Source organism: Pseudomonas sp. JQ36, from assembly GCF_053851495.1.
Genome location: NZ_CM132642.1, coordinates 1347148 through 1371689, shown reverse-complemented (window position 1 = coordinate 1371689; position 24542 = coordinate 1347148). Strand labels below are relative to the sequence as shown.

The 24542-nt window shown below is 59.1% G+C and carries 22 protein-coding genes; 9 read left to right on the top strand and 13 right to left on the bottom strand.

Annotation, left to right across the window (positions count from 1 at the left end):
• Positions 1–128 precede the first annotated feature (128 nt).
• On the bottom strand, positions 129–1208 hold the full coding sequence (locus ACS4NR_RS06020; protein WP_456019376.1) for an SDR family oxidoreductase: 1080 nt from the start codon (positions 1206–1208) through the stop codon (positions 129–131).
• Positions 1209–1282: 74 nt separating this feature from the next.
• On the opposite strand from ACS4NR_RS06020, the gene ACS4NR_RS06015 reads away from it, so the two are divergent.
• Entirely contained in the window at positions 1283–1675 is a 393-nt protein-coding gene (locus ACS4NR_RS06015; RefSeq protein WP_095140111.1) for a MerR family transcriptional regulator, read from the top strand.
• 188 nt (positions 1676–1863) lie between these two features.
• Here ACS4NR_RS06015 and ACS4NR_RS06010 read toward each other — a convergent pair whose 3' ends face one another.
• Complete coding sequence (locus ACS4NR_RS06010; protein ID WP_456019375.1) at positions 1864–3096, bottom strand: NADH:flavin oxidoreductase/NADH oxidase family protein; 1233 nt, start codon at positions 3094–3096, stop codon at positions 1864–1866.
• A gap of 83 nt (positions 3097–3179) precedes the next feature.
• Positions 3180–3623 carry a MerR family transcriptional regulator gene (locus ACS4NR_RS06005; protein WP_456020358.1) on the bottom strand — a complete coding sequence of 148 codons (444 nt, stop codon included), beginning with the start codon at positions 3621–3623 and terminating at the stop codon, positions 3180–3182.
• 155 nt (positions 3624–3778) lie between these two features.
• On the opposite strand from ACS4NR_RS06005, the gene ACS4NR_RS06000 reads away from it, so the two are divergent.
• Entirely contained in the window at positions 3779–4318 is a 540-nt protein-coding gene (locus tag ACS4NR_RS06000; protein WP_095140107.1) for a P-loop NTPase family protein, read from the top strand.
• Here the strand turns inward: ACS4NR_RS06000 and ACS4NR_RS05995 are convergent.
• Entirely contained in the window at positions 4299–4994 is a 696-nt protein-coding gene (locus ACS4NR_RS05995; protein ID WP_456019374.1) for a tRNA (adenine(22)-N(1))-methyltransferase, read from the bottom strand. The genes ACS4NR_RS06000 and ACS4NR_RS05995 overlap by 20 nt on opposite strands.
• Before the next feature lie 239 nt (positions 4995–5233).
• On the opposite strand from ACS4NR_RS05995, the gene ACS4NR_RS05990 reads away from it, so the two are divergent.
• From ACS4NR_RS05990 to ACS4NR_RS05980, 3 genes are read left to right on the top strand one after another with little or no spacing between them, the layout of a single operon-like run.
• Complete coding sequence (locus ACS4NR_RS05990) at positions 5234–5428, top strand: hypothetical protein (RefSeq protein ID WP_183785205.1); 195 nt, start codon at positions 5234–5236, stop codon at positions 5426–5428.
• Complete coding sequence (locus ACS4NR_RS05985) at positions 5425–5808, top strand: low molecular weight protein tyrosine phosphatase family protein (RefSeq protein ID WP_456019373.1); 384 nt, start codon at positions 5425–5427, stop codon at positions 5806–5808. The genes ACS4NR_RS05990 and ACS4NR_RS05985 overlap by 4 nt, the downstream gene beginning before the upstream one ends.
• 4 nt (positions 5809–5812) lie before the next feature.
• On the top strand, positions 5813–5971 hold the full coding sequence (locus ACS4NR_RS05980; protein ID WP_456019372.1) for a DUF2986 domain-containing protein: 159 nt from the start codon (positions 5813–5815) through the stop codon (positions 5969–5971).
• 31 nt (positions 5972–6002) lie between these two features.
• Here the strand turns inward: ACS4NR_RS05980 and ACS4NR_RS05975 are convergent, their stop codons facing one another.
• Positions 6003–6599 carry a DJ-1/PfpI family protein gene (locus tag ACS4NR_RS05975; RefSeq protein WP_095140104.1) on the bottom strand — a complete coding sequence of 199 codons (597 nt, stop codon included), beginning with the start codon at positions 6597–6599 and terminating at the stop codon, positions 6003–6005.
• 342 nt (positions 6600–6941) lie between these two features.
• Between ACS4NR_RS05975 and ACS4NR_RS05970 the strand changes: the two genes are divergently transcribed.
• Together ACS4NR_RS05970 and ACS4NR_RS05965 are read left to right on the top strand one after the other, a co-directional pair.
• Positions 6942–7424: a GNAT family N-acetyltransferase gene (locus ACS4NR_RS05970; protein ID WP_456019371.1), complete on the top strand. Its 483-nt coding sequence runs from the start codon at positions 6942–6944 to the stop codon at positions 7422–7424.
• A gap of 189 nt (positions 7425–7613) precedes the next feature.
• Positions 7614–9995 carry a DUF3772 domain-containing protein gene (locus ACS4NR_RS05965; RefSeq protein WP_456019370.1) on the top strand — a complete coding sequence of 794 codons (2382 nt, stop codon included), beginning with the start codon at positions 7614–7616 and terminating at the stop codon, positions 9993–9995.
• A gap of 1471 nt (positions 9996–11466) precedes the next feature.
• Here the strand turns inward: ACS4NR_RS05965 and ACS4NR_RS05960 are convergent.
• The 6 genes from ACS4NR_RS05960 to ycaC form a co-directional block, all read right to left on the bottom strand.
• A complete protein-coding gene (locus tag ACS4NR_RS05960; RefSeq protein ID WP_456019369.1) occupies positions 11467–12138 on the bottom strand; it encodes a methionine ABC transporter permease in 672 nt (223 codons plus the stop codon).
• Positions 12135–12935 (bottom strand): methionine ABC transporter ATP-binding protein, encoded by an 801-nt coding sequence (locus ACS4NR_RS05955; RefSeq protein ID WP_456019368.1) that lies wholly within the window; start codon positions 12933–12935, stop codon positions 12135–12137. Before ACS4NR_RS05955 ends, ACS4NR_RS05960 begins: the two co-directional genes overlap by 4 nt.
• Positions 12932–13741, bottom strand: coding sequence for a MetQ/NlpA family ABC transporter substrate-binding protein (locus ACS4NR_RS05950; RefSeq protein ID WP_456019367.1), 810 nt, complete (start codon positions 13739–13741; stop codon positions 12932–12934). The genes ACS4NR_RS05955 and ACS4NR_RS05950 overlap by 4 nt, the downstream gene beginning before the upstream one ends.
• Positions 13742–13768: 27 nt before the next feature.
• Positions 13769–14821 (bottom strand): isopenicillin N synthase family dioxygenase, encoded by a 1053-nt coding sequence (locus tag ACS4NR_RS05945; protein ID WP_456019366.1) that lies wholly within the window; start codon positions 14819–14821, stop codon positions 13769–13771.
• 263 nt (positions 14822–15084) lie between these two features.
• On the bottom strand, positions 15085–16020 hold the full coding sequence (locus tag ACS4NR_RS05940; RefSeq protein ID WP_456019365.1) for a Gfo/Idh/MocA family protein: 936 nt from the start codon (positions 16018–16020) through the stop codon (positions 15085–15087).
• Between the two features lie 201 nt (positions 16021–16221).
• A complete protein-coding gene (gene ycaC / locus ACS4NR_RS05935; protein WP_007966399.1) occupies positions 16222–16854 on the bottom strand; it encodes an isochorismate family cysteine hydrolase YcaC in 633 nt (210 codons plus the stop codon).
• Between the two features lie 277 nt (positions 16855–17131).
• On the opposite strand from ycaC, the gene ACS4NR_RS05930 reads away from it, so the two are divergent.
• Both ACS4NR_RS05930 and ACS4NR_RS05925 read left to right on the top strand, forming a co-directional pair.
• Positions 17132–17896 carry a helix-turn-helix transcriptional regulator gene (locus ACS4NR_RS05930; protein ID WP_456019364.1) on the top strand — a complete coding sequence of 255 codons (765 nt, stop codon included), beginning with the start codon at positions 17132–17134 and terminating at the stop codon, positions 17894–17896.
• Positions 17897–18654: 758 nt separating this feature from the next.
• Positions 18655–22884 (top strand): hypothetical protein, encoded by a 4230-nt coding sequence (locus tag ACS4NR_RS05925; RefSeq protein ID WP_456019363.1) that lies wholly within the window; start codon positions 18655–18657, stop codon positions 22882–22884.
• A gap of 413 nt (positions 22885–23297) precedes the next feature.
• Here ACS4NR_RS05925 and ACS4NR_RS05920 read toward each other — a convergent pair whose 3' ends face one another.
• Together ACS4NR_RS05920 and ACS4NR_RS05915 are read right to left on the bottom strand one after the other, a co-directional pair.
• Positions 23298–23657 (bottom strand): DUF6124 family protein, encoded by a 360-nt coding sequence (locus ACS4NR_RS05920; protein WP_456019362.1) that lies wholly within the window; start codon positions 23655–23657, stop codon positions 23298–23300.
• 155 nt (positions 23658–23812) lie between these two features.
• Positions 23813–24184 (bottom strand): DUF6124 family protein, encoded by a 372-nt coding sequence (locus tag ACS4NR_RS05915; protein WP_456019361.1) that lies wholly within the window; start codon positions 24182–24184, stop codon positions 23813–23815.
• Between the last annotated feature and the right edge of the window lie 358 nt (positions 24185–24542).

Below are 24542 nucleotides of genomic sequence, written 5' to 3'. Positions count from 1 at the left end.
CGCGGGCACCGTCAACCTGGCCATCAATTGGCAAGGTGAAGCAAGGGTGTTCGATTTTAATCGTTACGCGTCAGCTATAACTGCCCGCCATGCTGACCAATTGTCGTCGACCGAGATAGAGCTGAACGTCAGAGCGCCCTGCCCTTGGCTATGCAATACGCGTTAACGAATGTTGCCGTGTGCTGCAACGCCTGACGTATATCCGGTTTGGCGATTCCATGCCTGTTGGCAAATTGCTCGACTGCCGCAGTGTTAAAACGAGTGGTCTGGATAAAGTCCAAGGCTTCGGGTCTGGTATTCAAAAACCACGCGACCGGGGGAATACTCAGTAGCCACTTCAGCAATCGGAGTGAAACGTGATGCTTCGGGGACTTCAAGCCCAAAGGTTTAGCCACCTGCGCCAGGAGTTCTCGCAAGTTTGGAGTCTGATCATCAAGCGCCAGCAGTTCCTCGCCCACCATGGCAGGATCAAAAGCACAAGCGGCCACCAGCTCGACCAGATAATCCACGGTGACCAGTGGCAGCCAGTGCTCGGCGGTACCGGGCACTGCAGTCATCTTGCCCTGCACCAGGTTGCGTATCAGCGCCACCAGCGGCTGACCGTCAAGGATATGCCCCGTGCGGCTGTGGCCACAGACCGTCGCAGGGTGCACAACAGTCATCTCCCCGCCCTTGGCCGACATGACTTCCAGAGTCGCAAAATGCGCCTCCAGTTTGCTTGCCTCGTAACCACCGACACGCCGGTAGACGGCGGGCCAGTTCGTCAACTCCGGATGACGAGGATCAATGCCGATGCGTTGCAGATGTTCATGATTGTTCAGCATGTAGCCGCCGATCATCACTAAACGGCTCTTTTGCTCAGCCGCCAACAGCGCCACACGCTTTGCCCCCTGCACATTCACCGCGCGCGAGTGCTCAACTGAAAGCCCCCATGCGAAGTGGGCGCCCAAGTGGAATACGACGCTGGCGCGCCTCAGCACTTGCTGGTCAGCCAGACTCAGCCCGAGATTGTCCTGTTCCAGATCGCCAGCGACGGCAAATACCCGTGCCGCGCACCCGCCCAGATTATCAACTTGCTCGCGTAACGCAGCCAGCCGCTCCGGGCGACGCATCAACACCCGAAGGGTGTGACCTTTTGCACTCAGGTTCGCCAGCAAATGTTGACCGATGAAGCCAGTACCCCCTGTGACAAAACACTCCACGCTCATTTCCCTGTTCCTTGTTGAAGGTGAGAAATCAAGCGTAAAGTATCGACCCAACTCTACAGTCAAGCGGTGTTTTCATGAAAATCGGCGAACTCGAAATCCGCAGTGGCGCCAGCCGTCATACGTTGCGTTACTACGAGCAAATCGGCCTGATCTCCCCGCTGCGGCAAACCAACAACTATCGCGTCTATACCGAGCAAACCCTGCAGGATCTGGACTTTATCCAGCGCGCCCAAAGCATGGGGTTTTCTTTGGGGGAAATAGGCGAGATTCTCGATGCGCAGCGCAACAAGCTGATCGATTGTGCTGACGGCGCGAAGCTGATTGAAAAGAAGATGGCCGAAATCAAACAGAAAATTGCCAACCTCCAAAGCATTCATCGATATCTGGATGTAGAGCGTGCGGCCCTCGAAGCGAGTGCTGCCAGGCAACTTGAGCTTCAACAACTGAGCGACGCTGCCAACCATTGAATCTTTTGCGGTGCAGCTTGGCTTTTTATTGTCTGGGTCGCGTTGCGGGCGAGTCGAGGCAGTTTGCCGAACAGCAAATGCCATGGGGAGGTCATGCGCAAAGTTTGATGTCGCGGCCATTTTCGACTGGGCGATGCCGGACTCTCGTCAGAGAGTCCGCCAACGTCACGATTGAAATGCCTTCCGACTCACGCCGAACGCTTTTCCACCCAGCGCCGATATTGCCGGGTGCGAAACGCCATGGCGATCTGCTGCAAAATTAGCGCGCGCAACGGTGACACACTCGGATCAGGCTTTTTCGCCCGGCTGAGTTTACCCAGCTGAAACTTCACCACCGCCATGTTCGCCAAGGCCGCAATTGCCTTGTTTTTCCAGGTAATCGGCGGCAACTGCGGGGCGTTGTCCTTGCCCTGCTGCCAGTCACGCGGCAGGTACGGATCGATGGCCAACGCGGTACCGATGCCGACCATGTCCACACCACTCTGCACGACGCTTTCGGCAACCGGACGACGACGGATGCCGCCGGTGACCATCACTGGCATTTTGGCAACGGTCTGAAGATCCCGGGCAAATTCGACGAAATAGGCTTCGCGAGCCAGGGTGCGACCATCGCGCGCCTCACCTTGCATGGCGGGAGCTTCGTAGCTGCCGCCGGACAGTTCCACCAGATCTACGCCCAATTCGTTGAGCAGCTCAACCACCTTTTTCGCGTCATCGGCGGTGAATCCGCCGCGCTGGAAATCGGCGGAATTGAGCTTCACCGCCACCGCAAAATGCGCGGAAACCACTGCCCTGACGGCCTTGACGATCTCGACCAACAATCGCGCGCGGTTCTGCAGAGAGCCGCCCCACTCGTCCGTCCTTTGATTGGTCAGAGGCGAGAGAAACTGGCTCAACAGATAGCCGTGAGCGGCGTGGATTTCCACCCCAGTGAACCCGGCCTGTTCACCCAGGCGTGCGGTATTGGCAAAACGCTGAATGACGTCCTCGATCACACTGGCGGTCATCGCGTGGGGTGTGGCGAAACGCTTGGACAGTTTGCCCAGCTCCAGCGGCACCGCTGATGGCGCCCAGGTTTTCTGCCCGAGGTTGGACTGCATCTGGCGGCCCGGATGATTGATCTGCAACCAGAACTGCGCACCGGCAGAACGGCCAATCCGCGCCCAGCGCTTGAACTTGTCGAGTTGCAGATCGTCCTGCAGCACCACGCCGCCCGGCCCGGTCATGGCGCGGCCGTCGACCATCACATTGCCGGTGATGATCAGCCCGGCACCACCGTCGGCCCACGCCTGATACAGACGCATCAGCTCTGCGGAGGGCGCCTGCTCGGCGTCCGCCATGTTTTCTTCCATGGCGGCTTTGGCGATGCGGTTCTTGATGGTCGAACCGTTGGGTAAGGTCAGGGGGTCGAACACGTTCATGGGGCAGTCCTCAACTGGAGATGAGGCCACCATAAGATTGAAGTCAACTTTAAGGTCAATAGCCTTTTTAGCTGATTCGCGCTTCAACGCGCCACATCGCGACGCTCTGCAGCGCCCACCACACCTTGTTCGCGCAGTCGATTTATCAGCATTTGCGCATTGTCCGCGCAAGCCACTCCCACGGGTTTGCCTTCAATGCCCTGGATGACGAGCTGAAGTTGCGCTTTGTTCTGCGCCAGCCGTTGCTGCAGGACTTCGATTTCTTCGACCTTTTGCTTCAACCCACTGAGCAACTGGTCGTGCTGCCAGCCGCTGGCATTCATCGGCATCAACTGACGGATTTCCTCCAGTGAGAAACCCGCCGCCTGCGCGCCAGTGATGATCTGCAATACCCACTGTGTCTCGGGGGCGTAATCGCGATAGCCATTGGCTTTGCGCGCGACCGAAGTGATCAACCCGCTCGCTTCGTAGAAGCGGATGCGAGAAGGCGTCAACCCGCTGATTTTCGCCAGTTCACCGATTCTCATTTTCCACTCCGCAAAAGTGTTGATATTGAAGCTGACTGTAAACCTAAAGGGATTGACGGCCAATCGACGCGCCGGTAGCCAACAATCCGCCATCACCTTTGATTGACCGCCTCGGAACCTGCACAATGGCCGGCTTTTTTCGACAGGAAGTCTCCATGCAACGGATTGTGATTCTGGGCAACGCCGGTAGCGGCAAATCCACCCTCGCCCGCACCCTTGGGCAGCGCCTGAACCTGCCGGTGGTTCACCTCGATCCTTTGTTCTGGGAACCAGGTTGGGTCGAGCCGGACGCCGAGCAATTCCGCCTTCGGGTCAGCGAAGCGGTTGCAGCAGATGCATGGATTTGCGAAGGCAACTACGCGCGGCGAACCTTCGATCTGCGCCTGCCTCGCGCTGATCTGATCATCTGGCTCGATACCCCGCGCCTCACCTGTTTCACCCGAGTGATCTTGCGCAGTGTGATGAACCGCCCTCGCCCTGATCAACCGATAGGCTGTGAAGAGAAACTTGACCGCGCGTTCCTCGGCTTTCTGAAATTCGTCTGGACGTTTGATCGCGGCTACCGGCCGGGAATTGAAAAGGTACGTCAGGCCATCGGTCCGGACGTTCCCGTGGTGCACTTGCGAGGTAACCGGCAGATCGCTGCGTTTATCGGCAGATTGACCGCAACATCCATCACGCCAGCAACTCAGTAATCCACTGCACCTGCCGCGCGACCTCTTCCAGCTTTTCCTCGGGCACAGCCTGGCGCGCCTGTTTGAAGCTGTTCAGGGTTTTCTGTTGCTGCCTTAAAGAACGTTGCCATTTGACGAGGAATGCCGGACTGCGTGCTTGCATCAGCAACGGGCCGAAGTACAGCTGTTCGGCGCTGTAGCGCACCGGCCCGCCGCGCTCGGCGACGATGATTTCGTAGAAGAAACGGTTTTCCTGCAGCACTTCCTCGTCGAGGATGCGGTAGCCGTTGTCCATCAGCCATTGGCGCAGGGGTTGCTCGCCGCCGTTGGGTTGCAGGATCAGCCGTTCGTGCCCGCTCAAGCGCGCCTTGTCACTGTCGAGGATGTCGCGAATCGTCTCGCCGCCCATGCCGCAGAGGCTGATCGCGGTGATTCCGTCATCAGGTTCGATCGCCGCCAGACCACTGGCCAGACGCACGCTGATGTGCTGCTGCAGATCGTTGTCGCGCACCGTGCGCACCGCGGCATGGAACGGCGTCAACGCCACCTCGCCGGCCACCGCCGCAACGATGGCGCCACGGCGCATCAGCGCCACCGGCAGATAGCCGTGATCCGAGCCGATATCCGCCAAGCGCGCGCCGGCCGGTACATGCGCCGCGACGCGTTCCAGTCGCATGGACAATGTGTGTTCGTTCAACTGCCGCCCTCTTCCCCAGCCATCGCCGGCGCTGCTGCCGGACAAGGGGCGCGACTCTAGCGGGCATCAGTGGCTATTTCAAATCCGGGCAAGCGCCTTACTGCGTTGGTGTGACCAGTGGCTGCAGAGGCAAGGCTTCAACGGCTCAACCACCTAGCCACTGCGTCGATTCACGCTTACCATACCCACAACTCGTATTACCGCGGCTGCTGAACCCGGTACTCACGAGGAAATGAAGCATGGAAAGAACCCGCGCCTGGAGACGTCATCAGGCCCGTAAACGCGGCAACGGCAAAGCGGCTGATCCGCTGAAGTTCAAACCGCAAAAGAACTGGAAGCTGATGTATACCCGTGCCGACAAACTGGCCAGGGCACGTCAACTGGGCATGAGCTATCCCATCCGCACCACCCGCCAATTGCTGGATCAAGTGTGACCAATCTCCTGTTCGTTTGCAGCCGCAACCAATGGCGCAGTCCGACGGCGGAAGCGATCTGGCGCCGTCGGCCCGGGTTCGAAGCCCGCTCGGCAGGCACCAGCCCCAACGCACGCAAACCCATCGGCCCGGCGGATATCCGCTGGGCCGATGTCATCTTTGTCATGGAACGCAAGCACCTCAATCGCCTGCAAGCCGAATACGCCCGATTACTTGAGCACAAGCCGATCCACACGCTGAATATTCCAGATGACTATCGCTTCATGGATCCCGAGCTGGTGGACATTCTTGAGGACGCCGTGAAGCCTTATCTCGAGCCTCGAGCCTCGGGCTTAGTGCTCAGGCTGCCATCCTCATCACCGTACTTTCAAATTGAGTAGAAACATGAACCGCCAAAAGAAACTGCAGCAGTTGTTCAAGGAAAAGGCCAAAAAGGCCAGCGCCAAACTGGCGCCGAAAAAGCCTAAGTACATCAGCAAGGCTGACCGCGCGAAACTGGCTGCCGAAGCGGCGGCAGAACCGGTTGAGACCAGCGAGAGCTGATTCGCTGCATCAGGCCTCAATTAAACGTGCTTTACAGATACGCCTCGATGTTCGCGATCGCCCGATCGATGTAGAGCTCTTTCTCGCCAACGGGCGTCACATAATGAAACGCGTTGCGGGTAGCCTCCACACCGGCCAGGCGGGCAATGAACCAGGCCGCCATATATTGTGAGGACAGGCAACCGCCAGCGGTGGCGACATTGCCCTTGGCCATGAACGGCTGATTGAGCACTGCCACGCCGGCCTCCTCCACCCAGGGCTTGGTGATCAGATCGGTACAGGCCGGTACATCTTCAAGCAGGCCGAGTTTTGCCAGGATCAGCGTACCCGAGCACTGGGCGCCCAAGAGCTGGCGCTGCGGATCGAGCCGCAGCCGCGCCATCAGTTCGGTATCCGCCACGATATCCCGGGTCAGACTTCCGCTGCCCACCAACACCGCGTCCGCGTCGCTCGCCTCCTCCAATGACACCTGAGCCTCGATCACCAGGCCATTCATCGAACGCACTTTTTCCGTCGGGCTGGCGATCGACACGCGCCAATCGGGCTGTTTCACCCGGTTGAGAATGCTGAACGCGATAAGCGAATCGAGTTCGTTGAAGCCTTCAAAGGTCAGGATGGCGATGTGCATGGTGAGTCTCTAAATGGGCGATGACTCATCGTAAAATCTGCCGCTCATCACAATCAAAAAATTGTCATGGGTACATTACCATCCGACATCGACGGGCATTTGGCAGCCTGGGTACTGAAAGCCCAATCACCTCGCTCCTGCTGAAAACACTGGCCGCGCTGGCGCCGTTCTCCCCCGGGCCGCTTTATCGACAGACCACCCTGCGCTTCCACGCCGCGCAACTGTCTTCGTCATTCGACGTACTTGGGGCAATCAGATGCTGCGGGGCATATCGATCCGAATTGCCGTTTATTGTTGCAGCCACTAGCCTCACCAATCCAAAAGCACAAATCGGAGATCAGCATGACGGTACGCCCCGCCACCGATAGCGATCTGACAGCCCTCTTCGACTTGCATCGAGCAGTCTTGCGCGAACACATCGAGAAAATATGGGGCTGGAATGAGAGTTGGCAACGCGCAAATTTCGCAGCGGAATTCGCATGCGCAGCCACTTCGGTTATTGAACAAGACGGCGGGATTGTTGGATACGTGCAGATTCTGGATAAGGAAGATCAAATCCATATTCAGAACATCGCTATTTCGCCCGAATACCAAGGCAAGGGCATTGGCTCGCGCATTCTGAAGAACCTCCAGCTGGAAGCTGCCGCACGTCAAGTGCCGTTGCAATTGGGCGCTTTTCGTACGAACACTTTGGCGCAGAAGCTCTATGAACGGCTGGGCTTTCGCCAGACTGGCGCGACGGAAACGCATATCGAAATGTCGTGGACAGCGACCAGAACCAGGCACCTGACAACCAGCTGCCGTGATCCGAATCCATCCGCGTAAAAGACCTTTCCTGATTCAACGTATAAGGACATTCAATGCCACGCTCTCTGCAGTTCGAACAAGTTGGCAAGAAATGCGCCGAGGACGCCGCCAGCCAGGGCACCGCCACGGGCCCTGAAATTTTCCGCCGCGCCCGGTTCGATCACCTAACCTCATAGCTTGTGTGATCTACAAGAACCGGCCCCTCTCATGCGCAACACATTGAAGTCATTGTTTTTTATCGCGCTGCTCCTGCTCGCTCCGAGCAGTTCGGCGTTGTGGGCGGCGGATTTGCCGGCGTCTTCGGCGACGACTCCGGCGCCACTGGTGGAGGTTTCGCAAAGTGATCTGCAAGCGCTGCAACTGCGCCTCGACGGGTTGAAGCAGCAGATTTCCGCTGCCAATAACTACAACCAGCTCGAAGGCCCGCAGGACCGGGTACAGACGTTCATTCTCGATGTCGATCGGTTGTCGGCGTCGTTGTTGCCGCAGCAGGCGCAACTGGCAGTGCAGTTGGGGGTTCTCGGCGCGGCGCCGGATACGCAGATTGCCGCCGAACAGGCGGAAATCGCCGCACAACGGGCGCATCTCAACGAGCAGAAAAACAAGGTCGATGCCACGCTCAAAAGCCTTGCCGCGCTCAAACAAAGCGCCGCCGAGCTGATCACGCAAATCGCCGGCATTCGCCGCACGCTGCTCGAAAGCGAACTGACGCTGCGTACCGACAGCATTTTGAGTCCGGCCTTCTGGTCGCCGTTGGTGGTGCCGGAGCCGGATGACCGTCAGCGCCTGAAGTTTTTCATCGATCAGGTCAGCGTCACCTGGGCCACGGTCTGGGCACCCGGGCAGCGTTTTTTCACCTGCGTGCTGGTGCTGCTGGCGCTGGCTTTCTGGACGGTCGGCCGCCGGCTCGCCGAGCGCGGGTTGACCTGGCTGTGCATCCACCGCATGCCGGAGGGGCGCCTGCGCCGCAGCGCGCTGGCATTCGCTTCGGCGCTGGCGACCCTGGGCACCACGGCCATCGCTCTGCATCTGCTGTTCTATGCCGGCACCCGCCACGAACCACTGACGCCCATGCTGCAGACTTTTTCCGAGGAGTTCGAAAAAGCCGTTTACGCCTGCGTCCTGATCACCGCGCTGAGCCGCGCACTGCTGTCGACCCAGCATCCATCGTGGCGGCTGCCGGCGATTGCCGACTCGGTGGCACTGGCGCTTCAACCCTATCCACGGATTCTCGCCGCCACCCTGCTGGTATTGGTGACCCTGGTGCAGGTCAGCAATGCCACCGGCATGAGCGGCCAGATCGTGATCGCCCAGCGCGGGGTGATCGCCATCGTGGTGATCGTGATTCTGGTGCCGCTGCTGTTGCGCGTCGGTAAAGTGCGCAAGGCGTTGCTCACCGCCAATGACCCGGAGGCCGGCAGCACGTTTGCCGGGGCAATCTACAGCATTGCCACGGTGTGCATGTGCGTGTCGGCGCTGGCCTTGCTCACCGGCTACGTGTCGCTGGCCCGCTTTGTCACCTATGAGTTGGTATGGGCCTATATCGTGTTGGCCGGGTTCTATTTGCTGAATCAAGTGGTCAAGGATGCCTGCGAATACCTGTTCTCGCCGCGCTACTCCGCCGGCAAGACCATCAAGCAGACCCTGGGCATGGGCGACCGGCGGCTGGAGCAGATATCGATTGTGCTGTCCGGTGCCAGCCGTGCCGGGTTGCTGTTGCTGGCGGTGATCACCCTGTTCGTCGGCGGCATCGGCACCACGTTCGGGCAACTGACCACCAATGTCATGGGCATTCTCGGCGGCGCCGGGTTGCGCAAGCTGAACATCGTCCCGGCGCATCTGATCAATGCGGTACTGGCGCTGCTGATCGGCATCTACCTGATCCGCGCCCTGCGCCGCTGGCTCGACAACGAATTCCTGCCCAAGACCGACATGGACCCGGGCATGTGCGCGTCGTTGAGCACGCTGTTTTCCAACATCGGTTATGCCACCGTCATCCTCCTGACCTTGTCGTCGCTGGGCGTGCGCTGGACCAATCTGGCATGGATCGTCAGTGCTCTGTCGGTGGGGATCGGTTTCGGTTTGCAGGAGATCGTCAAAAACTTCGTCTCCGGGCTGATCCTGCTCACAGAACGGCCGGTGAAGGTCGGCGACCTGATCAGTATCAGCGGCGTCGAAGGCGATATCCGCCGGATCAACGTGCGCGCCACGGAAATCCAGCTCAGCGACCGCTCCATCGTGATCGTGCCCAACTCGCAACTGATCTCGCAAAACCTGCGCAACGTCACCCTCGGCGGCAGCGCCCAAGGGGTGGCGAGCCTGGAGCTGATGTTCCCGCTGGACATCGACCCCGAACAGGTCAAGGAACTGTTGCTGAACACCTACCGCGAAAACGAAAACATCCTCGACAAACCGGCGTCGTACGTGCGCTTCAGCAAGCTGTCACCCGATGGCATCACCTTGACTGTGACGGGCTACGTCGGCAGCCCGCGGATTGTCGGCGGGACCAAGAGTGATCTGCTGTTCGAGATACTCAAGCGGCTGGGGGATGCGGGGATTGCGCTGGCGAAACCAGCCGCCGCCCCGTAACAGCCCCCCCTGTGGGAGCGGGCTTGCTCGCGAAGACGTCAGCACAGGCAAAATCTCCGGCGACTGACACAGCGCTTTCGCGAGCAAGCCCGCTCCCACACGGGTTAGCGGTGATCCTTACAATGGATATCAGCCCAGACATTGTGCTGGCTGACCTGGCCTCATCGCTGGCAGGCCAGCTCCCACAGGATTTCGTGGCAACCACTGGATCGCTGGCTGGCAAAAATCCACTGTGGGAGCGGGCTTGCTCGCGAAGACACCGGCACAGGCAAAATCTCCGGCGATTGACACAGCGCTTTCGCGAGCAAGCCCGCTCCCACACGGGTTAGCGGTGATCCTTACAATGGTTATCAGCCTGGGCATTGTGCTGGCTGACCTGGCCTCATCGCTGGCAGGCCAGCTCCCACAGGATTTCGTGGCAACCACTGGATCGCTGGCTGGCAAAAATCCACTGTGGGAGCGGGCTTGCTCGCGAAGACGTCGGCACAGGCAAAATCTCCGGTGACTGACACAGCGCTTTCGCGCGCAAGCCCGCTCCCACACGGGTTAGTGGTGATCCATACAATGGCTATCAGCCTGGTCATTGTGCTGGCTGACCTGGCCTCATCGCTGGCAGGCCAGCTCCCACAGGATTTCGTGGCAACCACTGGATCGCTGGCTGGCAAAAATCCACTGTGGGAGCGGGCTTGCTCGCGAAGACGTCAGCACAGGCAAAATCTCCGGCGACTGACACAGCGCTTTCGCGAGCAAGCCCGCTCCCACAGGGGTTAGCAGTGATCCATACAATGGATATCAGCCTGGGCATTGTGCTGGCTGACCTGGCCTCATCGCTGGCAGGCCAGCTCCCACAGGATTTCGTGGCAACCACTGGATCGCTAGCTGACAAAAATCCACTGTGGGAGCGGGCTTGCTCGCGAAGACGCCGGCACAGGCAAAATCTCCGGCGACTGACACAGCGCTTTCGCGAGCAAGCCCGCTCCCACACGGGTTAGCGGTGATCCTTACAATGGATATCAGCCCAGACATTGTGCTGGCTGACCTGGCCTCATCGCTGGCAGGCCAGCTCCCACAGGATTTCGTGGCAACCACTGGATCGCTGGCTGGCAAAAATCCACTGTGGGAGCGGGCTTGCTCGCGAAGACGCCGGCACAGGCAAAATCTCCGGTGACTGACACAGCGCTTTCGCGAGCAAGCCCGCTCCCACAGGGGTTAGCGGTGATCCTTACAATGGATATCAGCCCAGACATTGTGCTGGCTGACCTGGCCTCATCGCTGGCAGGCCAGCTCCCACAGGATTTCGTGGCAACCACTGGCTCGCTGGCTGGCAAAAATCCACTGTGGGAGCGAGCTTGCTCGCGAAGACGTCGGCACAGGCAAAATCTCCGGCGATTGACACAGCGCTTTCGCGAGCAAGCCCGCTCCCACAGTGTTCTCGGCGGCCTGGCGGGCACCGCTACACTCATAAATTTCCTTAACGTCGATGGGCCAGCGAACGCACCAGCCGGTCGCCCAGGCTCTGCACACCCTGCACCAGAATGACCAGCACCACCACGGTGGCGACCATCACTTCATTGTTGAAACGCTGATAGCCATAACGGATCGCCAGATCACCGAGGCCGCCACCGCCAATCACGCCGGCCATCGAGGAGAAACCGATCAGCATCACCAGCGTCAAAGTGATCCCCGCCAGCAGCGCGGGCAGCGCTTCGGGCAGCAGCACTTTGAAAATCACATGACGGATATCGCCGCCCATGGCGAGGATCGCTTCGATCCGGCCCTTGTCGACTTCATCCAGGGCGTTCTCGACGATCCGTGCAAAAAACGGAAACGCGCCGATGGTGATCGGCACCACCGCAGCGGTGCTGCCCAACGTCGTGCCGACCACCAGTCGGGTCAGCGGAATCAGCGCAATCAGCATCACCACAAACGGCAGCGAACGCCCCAGATTGACCAGCGAACCCAGCGCGGCATTGAGGCGTGGCAGCGGCCACAGTCCATCGCGCCGACTGACAAACAGCAACACCCCCAGCGGCAAACCGATCAGCAGCGTGAACAGCCCGGCGAGCAAGACCATGTACAGGGTTTCGCCAGTGGCGTTGAACAGCAGTTGCAGGAATTCATCCCAGTTGATCGTGCGGTTCATGATTGGGCCGCCCGCACGCCGTATTGCTTGAGGAAGCTGAGCCCGGGGATGTCGTGGCCCAGCGGCAGGCCGCAGGTCGGACGCAACGAAGTGCCGAGATTCGATTGCGCATCGGCGAGCAAACGCGGCACCGGGCCGGCCTCCACCAGACGCCCGTCCGCCATGTACGCCGCGTGATCGCAGATCGACTTGACCACCTCCAGCTCATGGGTGATCAGCACTATGGTCACACCCAGTTGCCGGTTAATGTCGCGCAGCAGGTCAAGAATCGACGCGGTGGTTTCCGGGTCCAGTGCACTGGTGGCTTCGTCCGACAGCAGATACGCAGGCTCGGCGGCCAGGGCGCGGGCAATCCCCACCCGCTGCTTTTGCCCACCGGACAACTGCGAGGGAAAGGCTTGCGCCTTGTCCGTCAAACCAACCAGTTCCAGCAGTTCGCGCACCCGCACATGGCGCCACGGTTTGCCAACGTTGGCGATTTCCAGCGGCACGGCGATGTTGTCGAACACGGTGCGCGAATGCAGCAGATTGAAACCCTGGAAAATCATGCCGATGCGCTGCCGCTGGCGGCGCAGGTCGCTGGGCGACAGGGTCAGCAAGTCCACGCCGTCGATGAGAATTTGCCCGCTGTCTGGGCGTTCGAGCAGATTGAGACAGCGCAACAGGGTCGACTTGCCTGCCCCGCTCCGCCCGAGAATGCCGTAGATCGCGCCGTCGGGAATACTCAGCGACACCTGATCCAGTGCCGGTGCCGACGCAGTCGGGTAGGTCTTGCGCAACTGCTCGACGACGATCATGGCTTGCCATCCTCCACCGGAATCACCGAGCCCTTGAAGTTATCGCTGATGTACTTCGCCACTTGCGGCGAGGTCAGGTCCTTGGCCAGTTGCGCAATGCGCGGATCGTTCTGCAGTGTCGGCGTGGTCACCAGAATGTTGGCGTACGGATTGTGCTCGGCCTTTTCCAGCCCCAGCGCATCGTGGGTGGGCACCAGTCCGGCCTCCAGTGCGTAGTTGCCGTTGATCACCGCAAAGTCGACATCGTCCAGTGCCCGAGGGATTTGCGGCGATTCGATTTCAAGGATCTTCAGCTGTTTCGGGTTTTCGGCGATGTCCTTGGGTGTGGCCTGATCGGCTGCCGGATCCTTGAAGCCGGGCTTGAGTTTGATCAACCCGTTGTCCTGCAACAGGTACAGCGCACGGCTCAGGTTGGTGACGTTGTTGGGCACGGCGACGGTGCCTTTTTCCGGCAAGTCGGCGAAGCTTTTGTGTCGGCGCGAATAGATGCCCAACGGCTCGATATGCACCGTGGCGGCCACCGCGAGTTTCTGCCCCAGCGCTTGCTCTTGGGATTTCAGGTACGGCAGATGCTGGAAGTAATTGGCATCGACATCGCCATGCACCAACAGCTCGTTGGAGTTCACGCCGTTGGGAATCTCGATGACCTTGAGCTTGAGTTGCGGATCGATTGTCTGGATGTACGCGAGAATCTGCGCGTGGGGCACCGGGTCAGCGGCCACCCGCAACGGCTCCAGTGCCTGCGCGCCGAACGAAGTCACCAGCGCGCCGAGCACGGCCAGGGTCATACCTGCTTTCTTCAACATGAGCGGAGTCCTTGAGCGAGGGATGAATCAGGCGTTGGCGGTCTTGCGAACGGATGCGGCGGGCATCAGCGCATCGGCATAGAAGCGGCGGGCGACGTCGGGGTGCGAACGCAACCGACCCTTGAGGTAGTTCCAGCCGACATCGCGAAACAACGGATTGAGCGGATTACTCGCCGGGCCACGCGCTTCGCGCAGCAGCGCGGTGGGCAACGGATACAGCGGCACCACGGCATCGAGTTGCGCGCCGAGGAAGAAGGCGATGGACAAGCGCTCGCTGCCTGCGGGCGGCGACACCACGCGATGCACTGTGGCGCGCAGATAACCGTTGGTGGCCAGCTCCAGCAGTTCGCCGATGTTCACCACCAAGGTGTTTTCACGCGGTAGCGCATCGATCCAGCGCCCCTCCTCGACCTCCACTTGCAACCCGGCCTGCTGGTCTTGCAGGAGAAAGCTGAGGAACCCGGTATCCTTGTGCGCGCCGACGCCCTGCTGGCTCGCGTTGGCGGCTTGGCCTGGATAGCGCATCAACTTGATGTGTTCGTTGGGCTTGTCGCCGTACAACTGATCGAACGCGTCCGCCCGCAGCGACAGCGCCTGGGCAAAGGCACGCAACAGACGCAACGCCATGCGCGTCATCGCCTGTTGCCATTCGAGCAGCAGCGTTTTCAGTTCTGGCAGCGCCGCCGGCCATTGGTTGGGCCCCTGCAACCGAGCCCACAACGGACTGTCCGCGTCCAGCGGCAACGCTTCGCGCTCGGCGCCGAGATCGAACTGCTCACGCCAATCGGGTTGACCACGGGTGATCTCGGAAGCGGCACGGTTGTAACCGCGAAAATGTGGTGAATTGATCATGCCGACGGCGGTCTTTTCTTGCTCGGCCAAGGCGAAGAACTGCCGGGCGTGATCCTGCACCTGCTTGAGCAGGTCGCTGTCGATGCCATGGCCGGTGAGATAGAAAAAGCCGACGTCACGCGCGGCGTGACGCAGGTTTTCAAGAAATTCATAACGCTGTTGCGCGGTGCCTTCGAACAACGAAAGGTCCAGCGTCGGCAGTGCAGTGATATCCAGGGTATGCGGCATGATTCACTCCCGTGTGAACCAAACCTGAAGAGCCTTTGATCGATTCAGCGTGTGCCGTCATGGCAATCGGGGATCTATCGGTTTGATGCGTTTGATTCGTCGTGAGACAAAACTAAACGATCTTAAAAACCACGAACAAATACCCTTTTTGCATTAGCTTAGGCCTGACGCTCAGGTTTGCAGTCATCCCGACGCAGTGCTGGATGAACTGAGCGCTTTCCTGAGCGCCGACCTTTTCACAATGCTAATCGCGCTTCAACGGATCAACGTGCCGGGTCATAAAAAGCCTCGACTGCCACCCGGCTGCCGACAAAGAAACTGTCAGCCACCAGCCGCAGCGGCTGCAGATCGACGTCGCTGGCCCGGTCTCCAATCAGATGCCGGAAGTGTCGGTACACCGCCGTGTACTCGCCCTCTTCCGACACCGTTTGGCGCACGCCGTCGATGCTCAGCAGCGCCCCGCCGTTGTCCAGACGCAGCACTCCTTCGGCGCAGCGAATCTCGATACTCCAGAGTTCGTCGTGACCATGGTCGAAATCGAACTCCGCCTGCACGTCGAGCCTGTGCGCATCGGACATCTTGATCGACGCGGCAATCGGCGACTGGCAGTTGTCCGGTACGCGCAGTTCGGCAGACTTCACAAACAGTGGCTGCGACAACAAATGAGTGACAATCGACAAGGCATTGATGCCCGGATCGAAAACGCCCATACCACCGGGTTGCCAGATCCACGTCTGACCGGGATGCCACTTGCGCACGTCTTCCTTCCAGTCGATCTGCACGCTTTGCAACGTGCGGCTGGCGAGCCAGTCGCGGGCCGCTTCAATACCGGGGGCGTAGCGCGAATGCCAGGCGAACAACGCACTGACGCCCTGCTGCTGCGCTTGACTGACCAGGGCAAGCGCCTCGCCCAGCGTGGCGCACGGCGGTTTTTCCACCAACACATGTTTGCCGGCGGCCAGCGCCTGCTGCACCAGTGCGAACCGACCTTGCGGCGGCGTACAAAACGCAATCGCATCCACCTCGGGGCCGTTTTCCAGCAACTCGCTCAACGAGTGAAAGTTCTCCACCCCGGCACAGGGTGCACCTTGCGTGGCGACCGCCACCAGACGAAATCCGGGATTGGCGTTGATCGCCGGAACATGTTGATCCTGGGCAATCTTGCCGTAGCCCACCAGACCGAGACGGATCGGTTGCATCAGTGACTCCTGTTTTTATCTTGTTGTCATCAGCGAGTGCGCAGATTAGCCGTAAACGTCACGGAAAACCCAGCTGAGTCTGATCAAAAAAACGCAGAAGCCAGCGCTCGGTTCATCGCGCCGGGTAGTAACGCTGATGCCGCGGCGCAAACAAAGAAAGCCTGCTTTTCAGGGCAGGCCTTCACGTTCACAACACTGCAATCACTTCTGCTGCGCGGTCAACGCCGAGTAACTGTTCATCAGGTTCCGGTAGTTCGGAATCCGCTGCGACAGCAGATTGCCCAGCCCTTCGATGTCGTTGCGCCAGTCGCGGTGCAGCTCACAGGCGACCGAGAACCAGTTCATCATTTGGGCGCCGGCCTGAGTCATGCGGCTCCAGGCGGCTTGCTGCACGGTGGTATTGAAGGTACCCGAGGCGTCGGTGACGACGAAGACGTCGAAGCCTTCGGCCAGTGCCGACAGGGTCGGGAATGCGACGCAGACGTCGGTCACCACGCCGGCGATGATGATCTGCTTGCGGCCGGTGGCCTTGATCGCCTTGACGAAGTCTTCGTTGTCCCAGGCGTTGATCTGGCCTGGGCGGGCGATGTACGGCGCGTCCGGGAACATTTCTTTCAGTTCCGGGACCAGCGGGCCGTTGGGGCCTTGTTCGAAACTGGTGGTGAGGATGGTCGGCAGGTTGAAGAATTTCGCCAGATCGGCCAGAGCCAGCACGTTGTTCTTGAACTCGTTCGGCGAGAAGTCCTGAACCAGAGAAATCAGACCGGTCTGGTGGTCGACCAGCAGGACTACGGCGTCGTCTTTGTTCAGGCGGTTGTAGGTTGCAGTGCTCATGTTTGAATCCCTTTTCTTGGTTGAGGTAGTGGGCGTTGCGTTGAACATGGGCACAGATTACGGATACCGCCTGAACGGATAAATCGGTTGAAAAGCGTTTCACTGTCAACCCAAAGCGGACAGTCAAAGGTTATGAGCTAATAACACCTTCATTAAACCGTCTTTCAATCGTTGTACTAGGATAGGATCCAATTCCCGACATTGCGTCGTCCAACGGAACACGGATGGCACAGCGTCAGGAAAGGATCGTTTCACCTGTAAATCATGGATGACGCTTATGAACTCATACCTGTTTCCCCACATCGGTAAAGTCATCGCCAGCACCGGCAGCCGGCACTTTCCGCGAATGCTGCATGACCTGATCCAGACTCAACTGGCAGTGGACGCCATGCACATTCGCCAGATGCGCGTTGAGCCGGTGGGTCGTACCGCGAATCGCAGCCAGCCGGAGATCGGCAAAGACCCGTCGCAACTGGCCGAAACGGTGTTCTCCGAGCACAGTGCCGCGCGCAGCGCCGAGCCGGTCGACGCGCAACCGGCCAGTACCGACGCCTCGCAACTGCACCTGACCCGGCGCAAGGACGGCTACCGCTATGTGATCTCGGTGTATCGCCACGATCAGTCACAACACTTCTCGGCTCAGGAACGAAGTTTGTTGCAGGATATTTCTCCAGTACTGCTGCCAATGGTGGAAAAACATATTCACGCCCTGCAACCTCAGCAGACCAGTACAGAAGACCTGTCGCCCGGCGCTGACGGCGCGCAACAGGGCCTGGAAAACCTGCGGCTGCGCTTCAACGAGCGTTTGCAGCAACTGGGCCTGAGCCTGTCCAATCGCGAAACCGAAGTGTGCATCGGCCTGCTCGCCGGGCGTACCGCGCCGGAGCTGGCCGAACAGTTGCAGTTGAAGGTCAACACGGTGGAAAGCTACCTCAAGCGCGCCGCGATCAAACTGGGGATCAGCGGCCGGCATTCACTGATGCGCTGGATGTATTCGCCCGAACATACCGCCACCCTGCCCGGCTCACCCCACGCCGCCTGATAGTGCCCGATCTGCAGGAACTGCCACTGCGAGTAAGCCCGCTCCCACATCGAAATGCGCTGAGCCGATGGTTACAGCAACACCCGGTTAAAACTGTGGGAGCGGGCTTGCTCGCGAAGAGGCCGTGTCAGGCACTTAAGGTGTTGGCTGGCACACCGCATTCGCGAGCAAGCCCGCTCCCACATTGGTATGCGCTGAGCCAATGGTTACGGCAACACCCGGTTAAAACTGTGGGAGCGGGCTTGCTCGCGAAGAGACCGTGTCAGGCACTTAAGGTGTTGGCTGGCACACCGCATTCGCGAGCAAGCCCGCTCCCACATTGGTATGCGCTGAGCCAATGGTTACGGCAACACCCGGCTAAAACTGTGGGAGCGGGCTTGCTCGCGAAGAGGCCGTGTCAGGCACTTAAGGTGTTGGCTGGCACACCGCATTCGCGAGCAAGCCCGCTCCCACATTGGTATGCGCTGAGCCAATGGTTACGGCAACACCCGGCTAATACTGTGGGAGCGGGCTTGCTCGCGAAGAGGCCGGTACGGCTGGCAACCCTCTCATTCAAGTCCTGCAGGCACTGCCCGCGACGGGCACAGAAGTCTCCGAGGGGATGCCGGGCAGCGTCTTTTTATCCGTCGGGCCGCGTCTTACCGCTCATCCGAAAAGGCTTCGTACCTGTAATTTCTGACAGTAGCCAGAGCCGTCATCTTCAGCGCTGAATAACTCCACGCCCTTTGTCTCCCGACAGTTCGCACGGAGTTCCGTCCATGCTCGTTCAGCCCAAGATGAAAATCTCTGCCCTCCATTCACTGCTGGACCCGCTAGTCCCCGGGCGCCTCCTGCCTTCCGGCCAGTGGGGGATCAACCGGGCGGCGCTGCTCACCTTTCCCGATGACGGTCTGCAAGTCGTGATCCCCATCTGGGCCAGCAAGGCCGTTGGAGATACCGTCAAGCTGCTGCTCAATGACCGTGAGGTCGACGGGCGTCCCATCATTGACGCGGCCGAGCTCAAGCAACCGACCCTCTTGTGGGTGGCTCCTCGTCATCTGCAGACAGGTCCTTACGAACTCACCTACGAAATCAAACAGCCCAATCAAAAAGAAGAGCGTCCGGACAAGCCCCTCAACCTCTTCGTCAAACTGGAACTCCCCGCTGGCCAGGACATCGACCCGGGCCCTGGTCACTCCAACCTGTACATGTACATTCCCCCGGAAATCGTCAACGGCGGCGTGGACAAAGACGTTGCCGAAGCGGGAGTGCCGATTGTCATCAGGTCCGCAGCCGGCGGCTTGCCTTACCCTGACATCGCGCAGGGCGACGTCATTCATCTCAGTTGGGGCGGCTTTTTTGAGTATTCCACACCGGTGACCCTGGAGCAGATCAACGATCCAGCGGCAAACCCGATATTGATCACGGTCTCCAAAGCCACTATTGAACGGGCTGGTGACACCGACCTCTTCGGTCTGGCGGTCACCTTCAAGGTGCGCGACATCGTCGGCAATGAATCGGAAGACTGGTGCAAGGCAACCCGCATCGTCGTCACCACCGGCATCGACCTGCTGGCCGCACCGATTGTTCAGGAGGCTGTCAATAATGAACTCGACGCCGATAAACAGGGCGATAACGACATCACGGTGCATGTCACGGCCACACGGCCAGACTTCGAGATGGATGACATCATTCACTTGACCATGCTCGGCACCACCCTGGAGGGCGAAAAAGTCGAAGTCACCGCCCTGCCCCAGACCGTCGACAATATTCCGCATAACTACGAGTTCAAGCTGTCCATTGCGGCCGTGCGTAAACTGGTCAATACCCAGGTCAGTTTCTTCTATCGGCTGGAACGCAGCGGCAGCAGTGACCCGTTACGCTCAAAAGGGCAATTTGTACAAGTCACCGGCGCAGCCCACCGCCTGGCCGCACCGATCATCGAAGAAGCCGAGGGTGACTTCATCGATCCCACGAAGACCCCCATCAACGTCCGCATTCCGTTCGATCCGGCCATTGAGTACGGCATGGGCATTGAGCTGTTCCTGTTGGGTAAAAGTCCGGACGGCAGCACCTTCCTGCCTGAGTTGGAGTGGCACATTCCGGAGGAGTATGAAGTCGAGAATCCCGAAGGTTTCGTCATCACCGTCGATGACTACAACCTCAAGCTCCTTGACGGCGGCACCCTGAAGGGGTGGTACGACCTGCTGATAGCCGAAGGCGACGAGATCCTCAGACGCGAGTCGCTGCACACGAAATTGCTCAATGTGGGTGAACCGAAATTCGAGCTGGACGCCCCGATTGTCCTCGGGGTGGCGAACGGCTTCCTCGACCCGGCCACACTGCCCGGCGGTACCAGTAGACTGACCATCCCCAGGCCTGTGGTGAAGCCATGGGTAGCCAACGACGAGGCCACCTGGAAGTGGGTGGGCGACATCTCCGGCGAAGAACCCGGGTTCCGCACATTCAATGCCGTAACCGCCCAGCAAGACTGGGTCATCAACCTGGACGCCGCCTTCGTCGCCCAACACATCGAACCGAACCGCGGCAGCAAGATCACCGTCCGCTACCAGCTCTGGCGCCATGCCACAGATGAGACCAGCCTTTCGAATCCATTGGTGTTCACCGTGGGCGTCGCGCTGGAACTGCTCGCCCCCTGGATCAAGGAGAACAACGGCGACAGCGCACTCAACCCGCTGCTGGTCAGGGACACCTTGACCATCGTGGTGCCGGACAACAGCGCGTTGCTGCCAACTGATGAAATCAGCGTCACCTGGACTGGCGCTGACGGCACGCCGGCCGGCGGGTCGCATACCTCAGTGCCGCGCGCGGTAAGCGAAGGGCTTGAGTTTGCGATCCCCAACAGCGTGGTGGCGTTCAATCTGGGTAAGCAGGTAAAAATCTCCTACGTCGTCATCATTGATGGTCATCCAACACCGTCCCGGGTATTTGACCTGACGGTGCAAGCAATGCCGCAGAGCGCGCTGGCCAGCCCCACCATCGAGCAGGCCGACAACGACGGCGCCGGCCCGGAACTGCATACCGGCAACCTGACCCAAGCTTCCGTACGCATGGGTGACTGGCCGCTGATCGCCCTCGGCCAGTACGTCTGGTTGCGCTTGCACGGGACCAATGCCGACGGCAGCGCCTACCTGCGCGAGATCTGGAGTGCGCCGACAGCCGGCACCAACCCCGACTGGATCGCTGACCAGTTCTTCACTGCTCCGCTTCCAGCCGATGAGCTCAAAGCTCTGCAGGATGGCAGCGATCTGGAATTGGTGTTTAAAGCGGCGCTTGGTCAGAGCACGGTGGAGAGTGAGGCGGTGGAGTTTCCAGTGCGCACTTATACGATCAAAGCGATTGAGGATGTGCGGCCAGAAATTACCCGTGTGGAAGACTCCAAAGGGGAAGAAATTCTCCCGGGCGCCACGACCGTTGACACCTCGATCACGCTTAAAGGCAAAGGGGCTAAAGGCCAGAAAGTCCTGATCAAGGATGGCACCACCGTCAAAGGTACAGCCGACGTCGATCCACAAAGTGGTGACTGGGAGTTTCCGGTGACGGGGCTGGCCCTTGTCTCCCATAGTTTCACCGCCACTGCCCAGTACGGCAATGGGCAGATATCGGATCCGTGGGTCGTGGTCGTGACCGCTCCTACCGCGCCAACTATCACTCGGGTGGAAAACTCCAAAGGGGAAGAAATTCTCCCAGGCGCCACGACCGTTGACACCTCGATCACGCTTAAAGGCAAAGGGGCTAAAGGCCAGAAAGTCCTGATCAAAGACGGCAATATCGAGATAGGCATTGCCGACGTCGATCCACAGAGTGGTGACTGGGAGTTCCCGGTGACGGGGCTGAGCGCCGACACCCATAGTTTCACCGCTACTGCGCGGTATGGTAATGAGGAGGTATCGCTTCCGCGGATCGTGGTCGTGGTGGCTGCCGACACACCGGCCATCACATCAGTAAAAGACGAGAGCAACTGGAACATCCGCGAAAACGGTTACACCGTGCACACCAGCGTCACGCTCACTGGCTCCGCGCCGGCCGGCCAGGAGGTGGAAGTTTTCCTCGGTGCGGTCTCCAAAGGCAAGGCCAAGGCAGAGAGCAACTCCATCTGGACCCGTACCGTGAGCGGGTTATCGCTGGACGTGTTGCATACCTTCAAGGCCATTGGTCAATACGCAAATAACCCGCCGTCGAATACCTGGCGCCTGACCGTATTGAATGGGGTCCGGCCGGCCATCACCGGTGCGGAAGATTCCAAAGGGCAGCCAATCAGCAATGATGGAAGCACCGGTGACACCACTGTTCGTCTGAGGGGGACGGCGACCAAGTATCTTGAGGTGGAAATTTTCGACGGTAACAGCTCCACAGGCAAAAGGGTCGAGGCCAATGGAAATGGCATATGGACCGTTGAACTGACCGGGCTGACGCGTACAAAGCATGTGTTCAAAGCCAAGGCGTTATATGGCAGCGGGACGGAGTCGGGAGAGTGGATAGTGAACGTGGTCGATTTCGTTGACCTCGTCGAAGACTTTAAGTCATATCCAAAAGAAGTACTGATTTCAAATCCAGGGGGATCTCTCGAGGGGACGCACACCAAAGTAACGTTGAATACAAATACAGGGGGGATGCGGCACCAGGGCGTTTTGGTGACCGACATGGGTTCGACACTGTGGTTTCGGGGCAGTATGCATGGCGCGAATAGTTCAGCCACACTTGCGTACTCCTTAGGATTGAAACAAGGGAGTGCCAAGAGCGCAACAATCTACGGCATCTTTTCCATAACTCTTTCTATCCGCGTCCAGCTTGAGTTCCTACGGAACAATGTTGTGGTGTACTCAATGTTGTATTACGAGGGTAAGCCACCTGAAGAATATTATGAACGGGACGTCGCCCCAGACAATGGCCAAGCGTTCGATACACTCAGGTTCGTGGTGACTACGAATTTTGGGAATGAATCCGCGCATTGGATTGACATCGGTAGGGTCACATTCAAAAGCTAAACAGTTCCCGTGACCTATCCAAGAGCATCACTGCCCGAAAACGGGTAATCCACGCTAGGCACCTCTCCTTGGTGGGGAGGTGCTTAGCACTTTCGCCTAAAGCTGGTGTGTTTTCAATGAACTGAAGTGAACCCAGGAGGTTATTGGCCGGGGTAACGATTTCCCACGATAGTGTTACCCCGATCAATTGACCCGAGCACAGCTGTATCCGAATACTCACCTACATTACTCAAAACATATGCAGGCCAATTCTTGGCCTGCGAAAAACAATCTGGAATAAGGCGGGAGAAGGGGACGAATTTATTTAATAGACTCACGCCTGCAAGGGATCTTTGCCGGGCACATAACCTGTGACCAACGAAGATCCACTGTGGGAGCGGGCTTGCTCGCGAAGAGGCCAGAACTGTCAGCGCCTATTCCTTGGGCACAACATTATCCAGCGCCTGATTCACCGCCAACTCCCCCAGCATCACCACCTGCGCAATGCCCAACACCGTATTACGACTCGGCCCCTCCAGCGTGCCGGCGAAATCACCGAGCATGACCGTGGCCGAGGCCAGGGATTCGCAGGCGTTAGCCAGCAGGGATTCGGTGTCGGTTTGTGGATTGACGAGGAACATGCTGCTAGGGGTGTATGGCGTTGCCATGATTTGCGCGGGCGCGAGGTAGTGGTCGAGGGCGCGTTCGGCGGCTTCGTGGAGTTTTCTGGAGTTGAGAGCTTCGTAGGGTGATAGCGGGTCTGTGACTGGCGGATTAGGTGGGGTTTCGGACATCAGATGGAACTCCGATCGAGGCACTTTGGAAGAATGACTCCCTGTAGGAGCTGCCGAAGGTTCGGGCCGCGTTCGGACGATCTTTTGAGGTTGCTTTTAAAAAACAACATCAAAAGATCGCAGCCTTCGGCAGCTCCTACAGGGGGACCGGGCAGTTAGTTCGGCACGCGGCGGCCGTCCAGTACCCGGTTGACCATCAGTTCACTGAGCATGATCACCTGATGCAGCATCAGCATGGCCCGGCGCTGTGGGTGGTCGACGGTGTCGCCAATATCGCGGGCCATGTCGCTGGCGGCGGCTAATGATTCGCAGGCTTCGACGAGCAACGTTTCTTCGTCCACGGTGGGGTCGATGAGGAAGATTCTGTTCGATTGGCGTGACGAGGCTGAAGGGATCGAGATCTTCAGTGCGCCGGGGTTGAGGTAGAAGTTGATGGCGCGGTCGGTTGCCGCTTTTATCTTCTGCGGGTCGAGGGCCGGGTCGTACGGGATCGAGGTGTCCGGGGGGTTGGGTGTGGCTTTGAACATGGATGAAACTCCGTATCGAGAAATAGGAGCCATCACCCTCGCTACCAAACGATGGGTGGCGGCCATGCGCGGGTTGGTAGACCGGTCGATACGGAACCCGGCGCTCACGAATGAGCCCCACGCATGTCCACCATATAAAACTGAGCCGCAAAAAAGAGGCTGCATAAGGTGACGCCATACGACCGTACCGAAATGGGCTACCAAACCCGATCACTGCTTTCCAGTGACAGGGAAACGATAAGCCCAACGCATAGCCGTGTAAGCCGGCGGATTCTGGCGTACGCGTAGGTAACGGCGCAAGGCGTTGTAGCCGTTATGGCGTAACGGTTCGTGTACTTTAAACGTGGTTGCGGGGTTA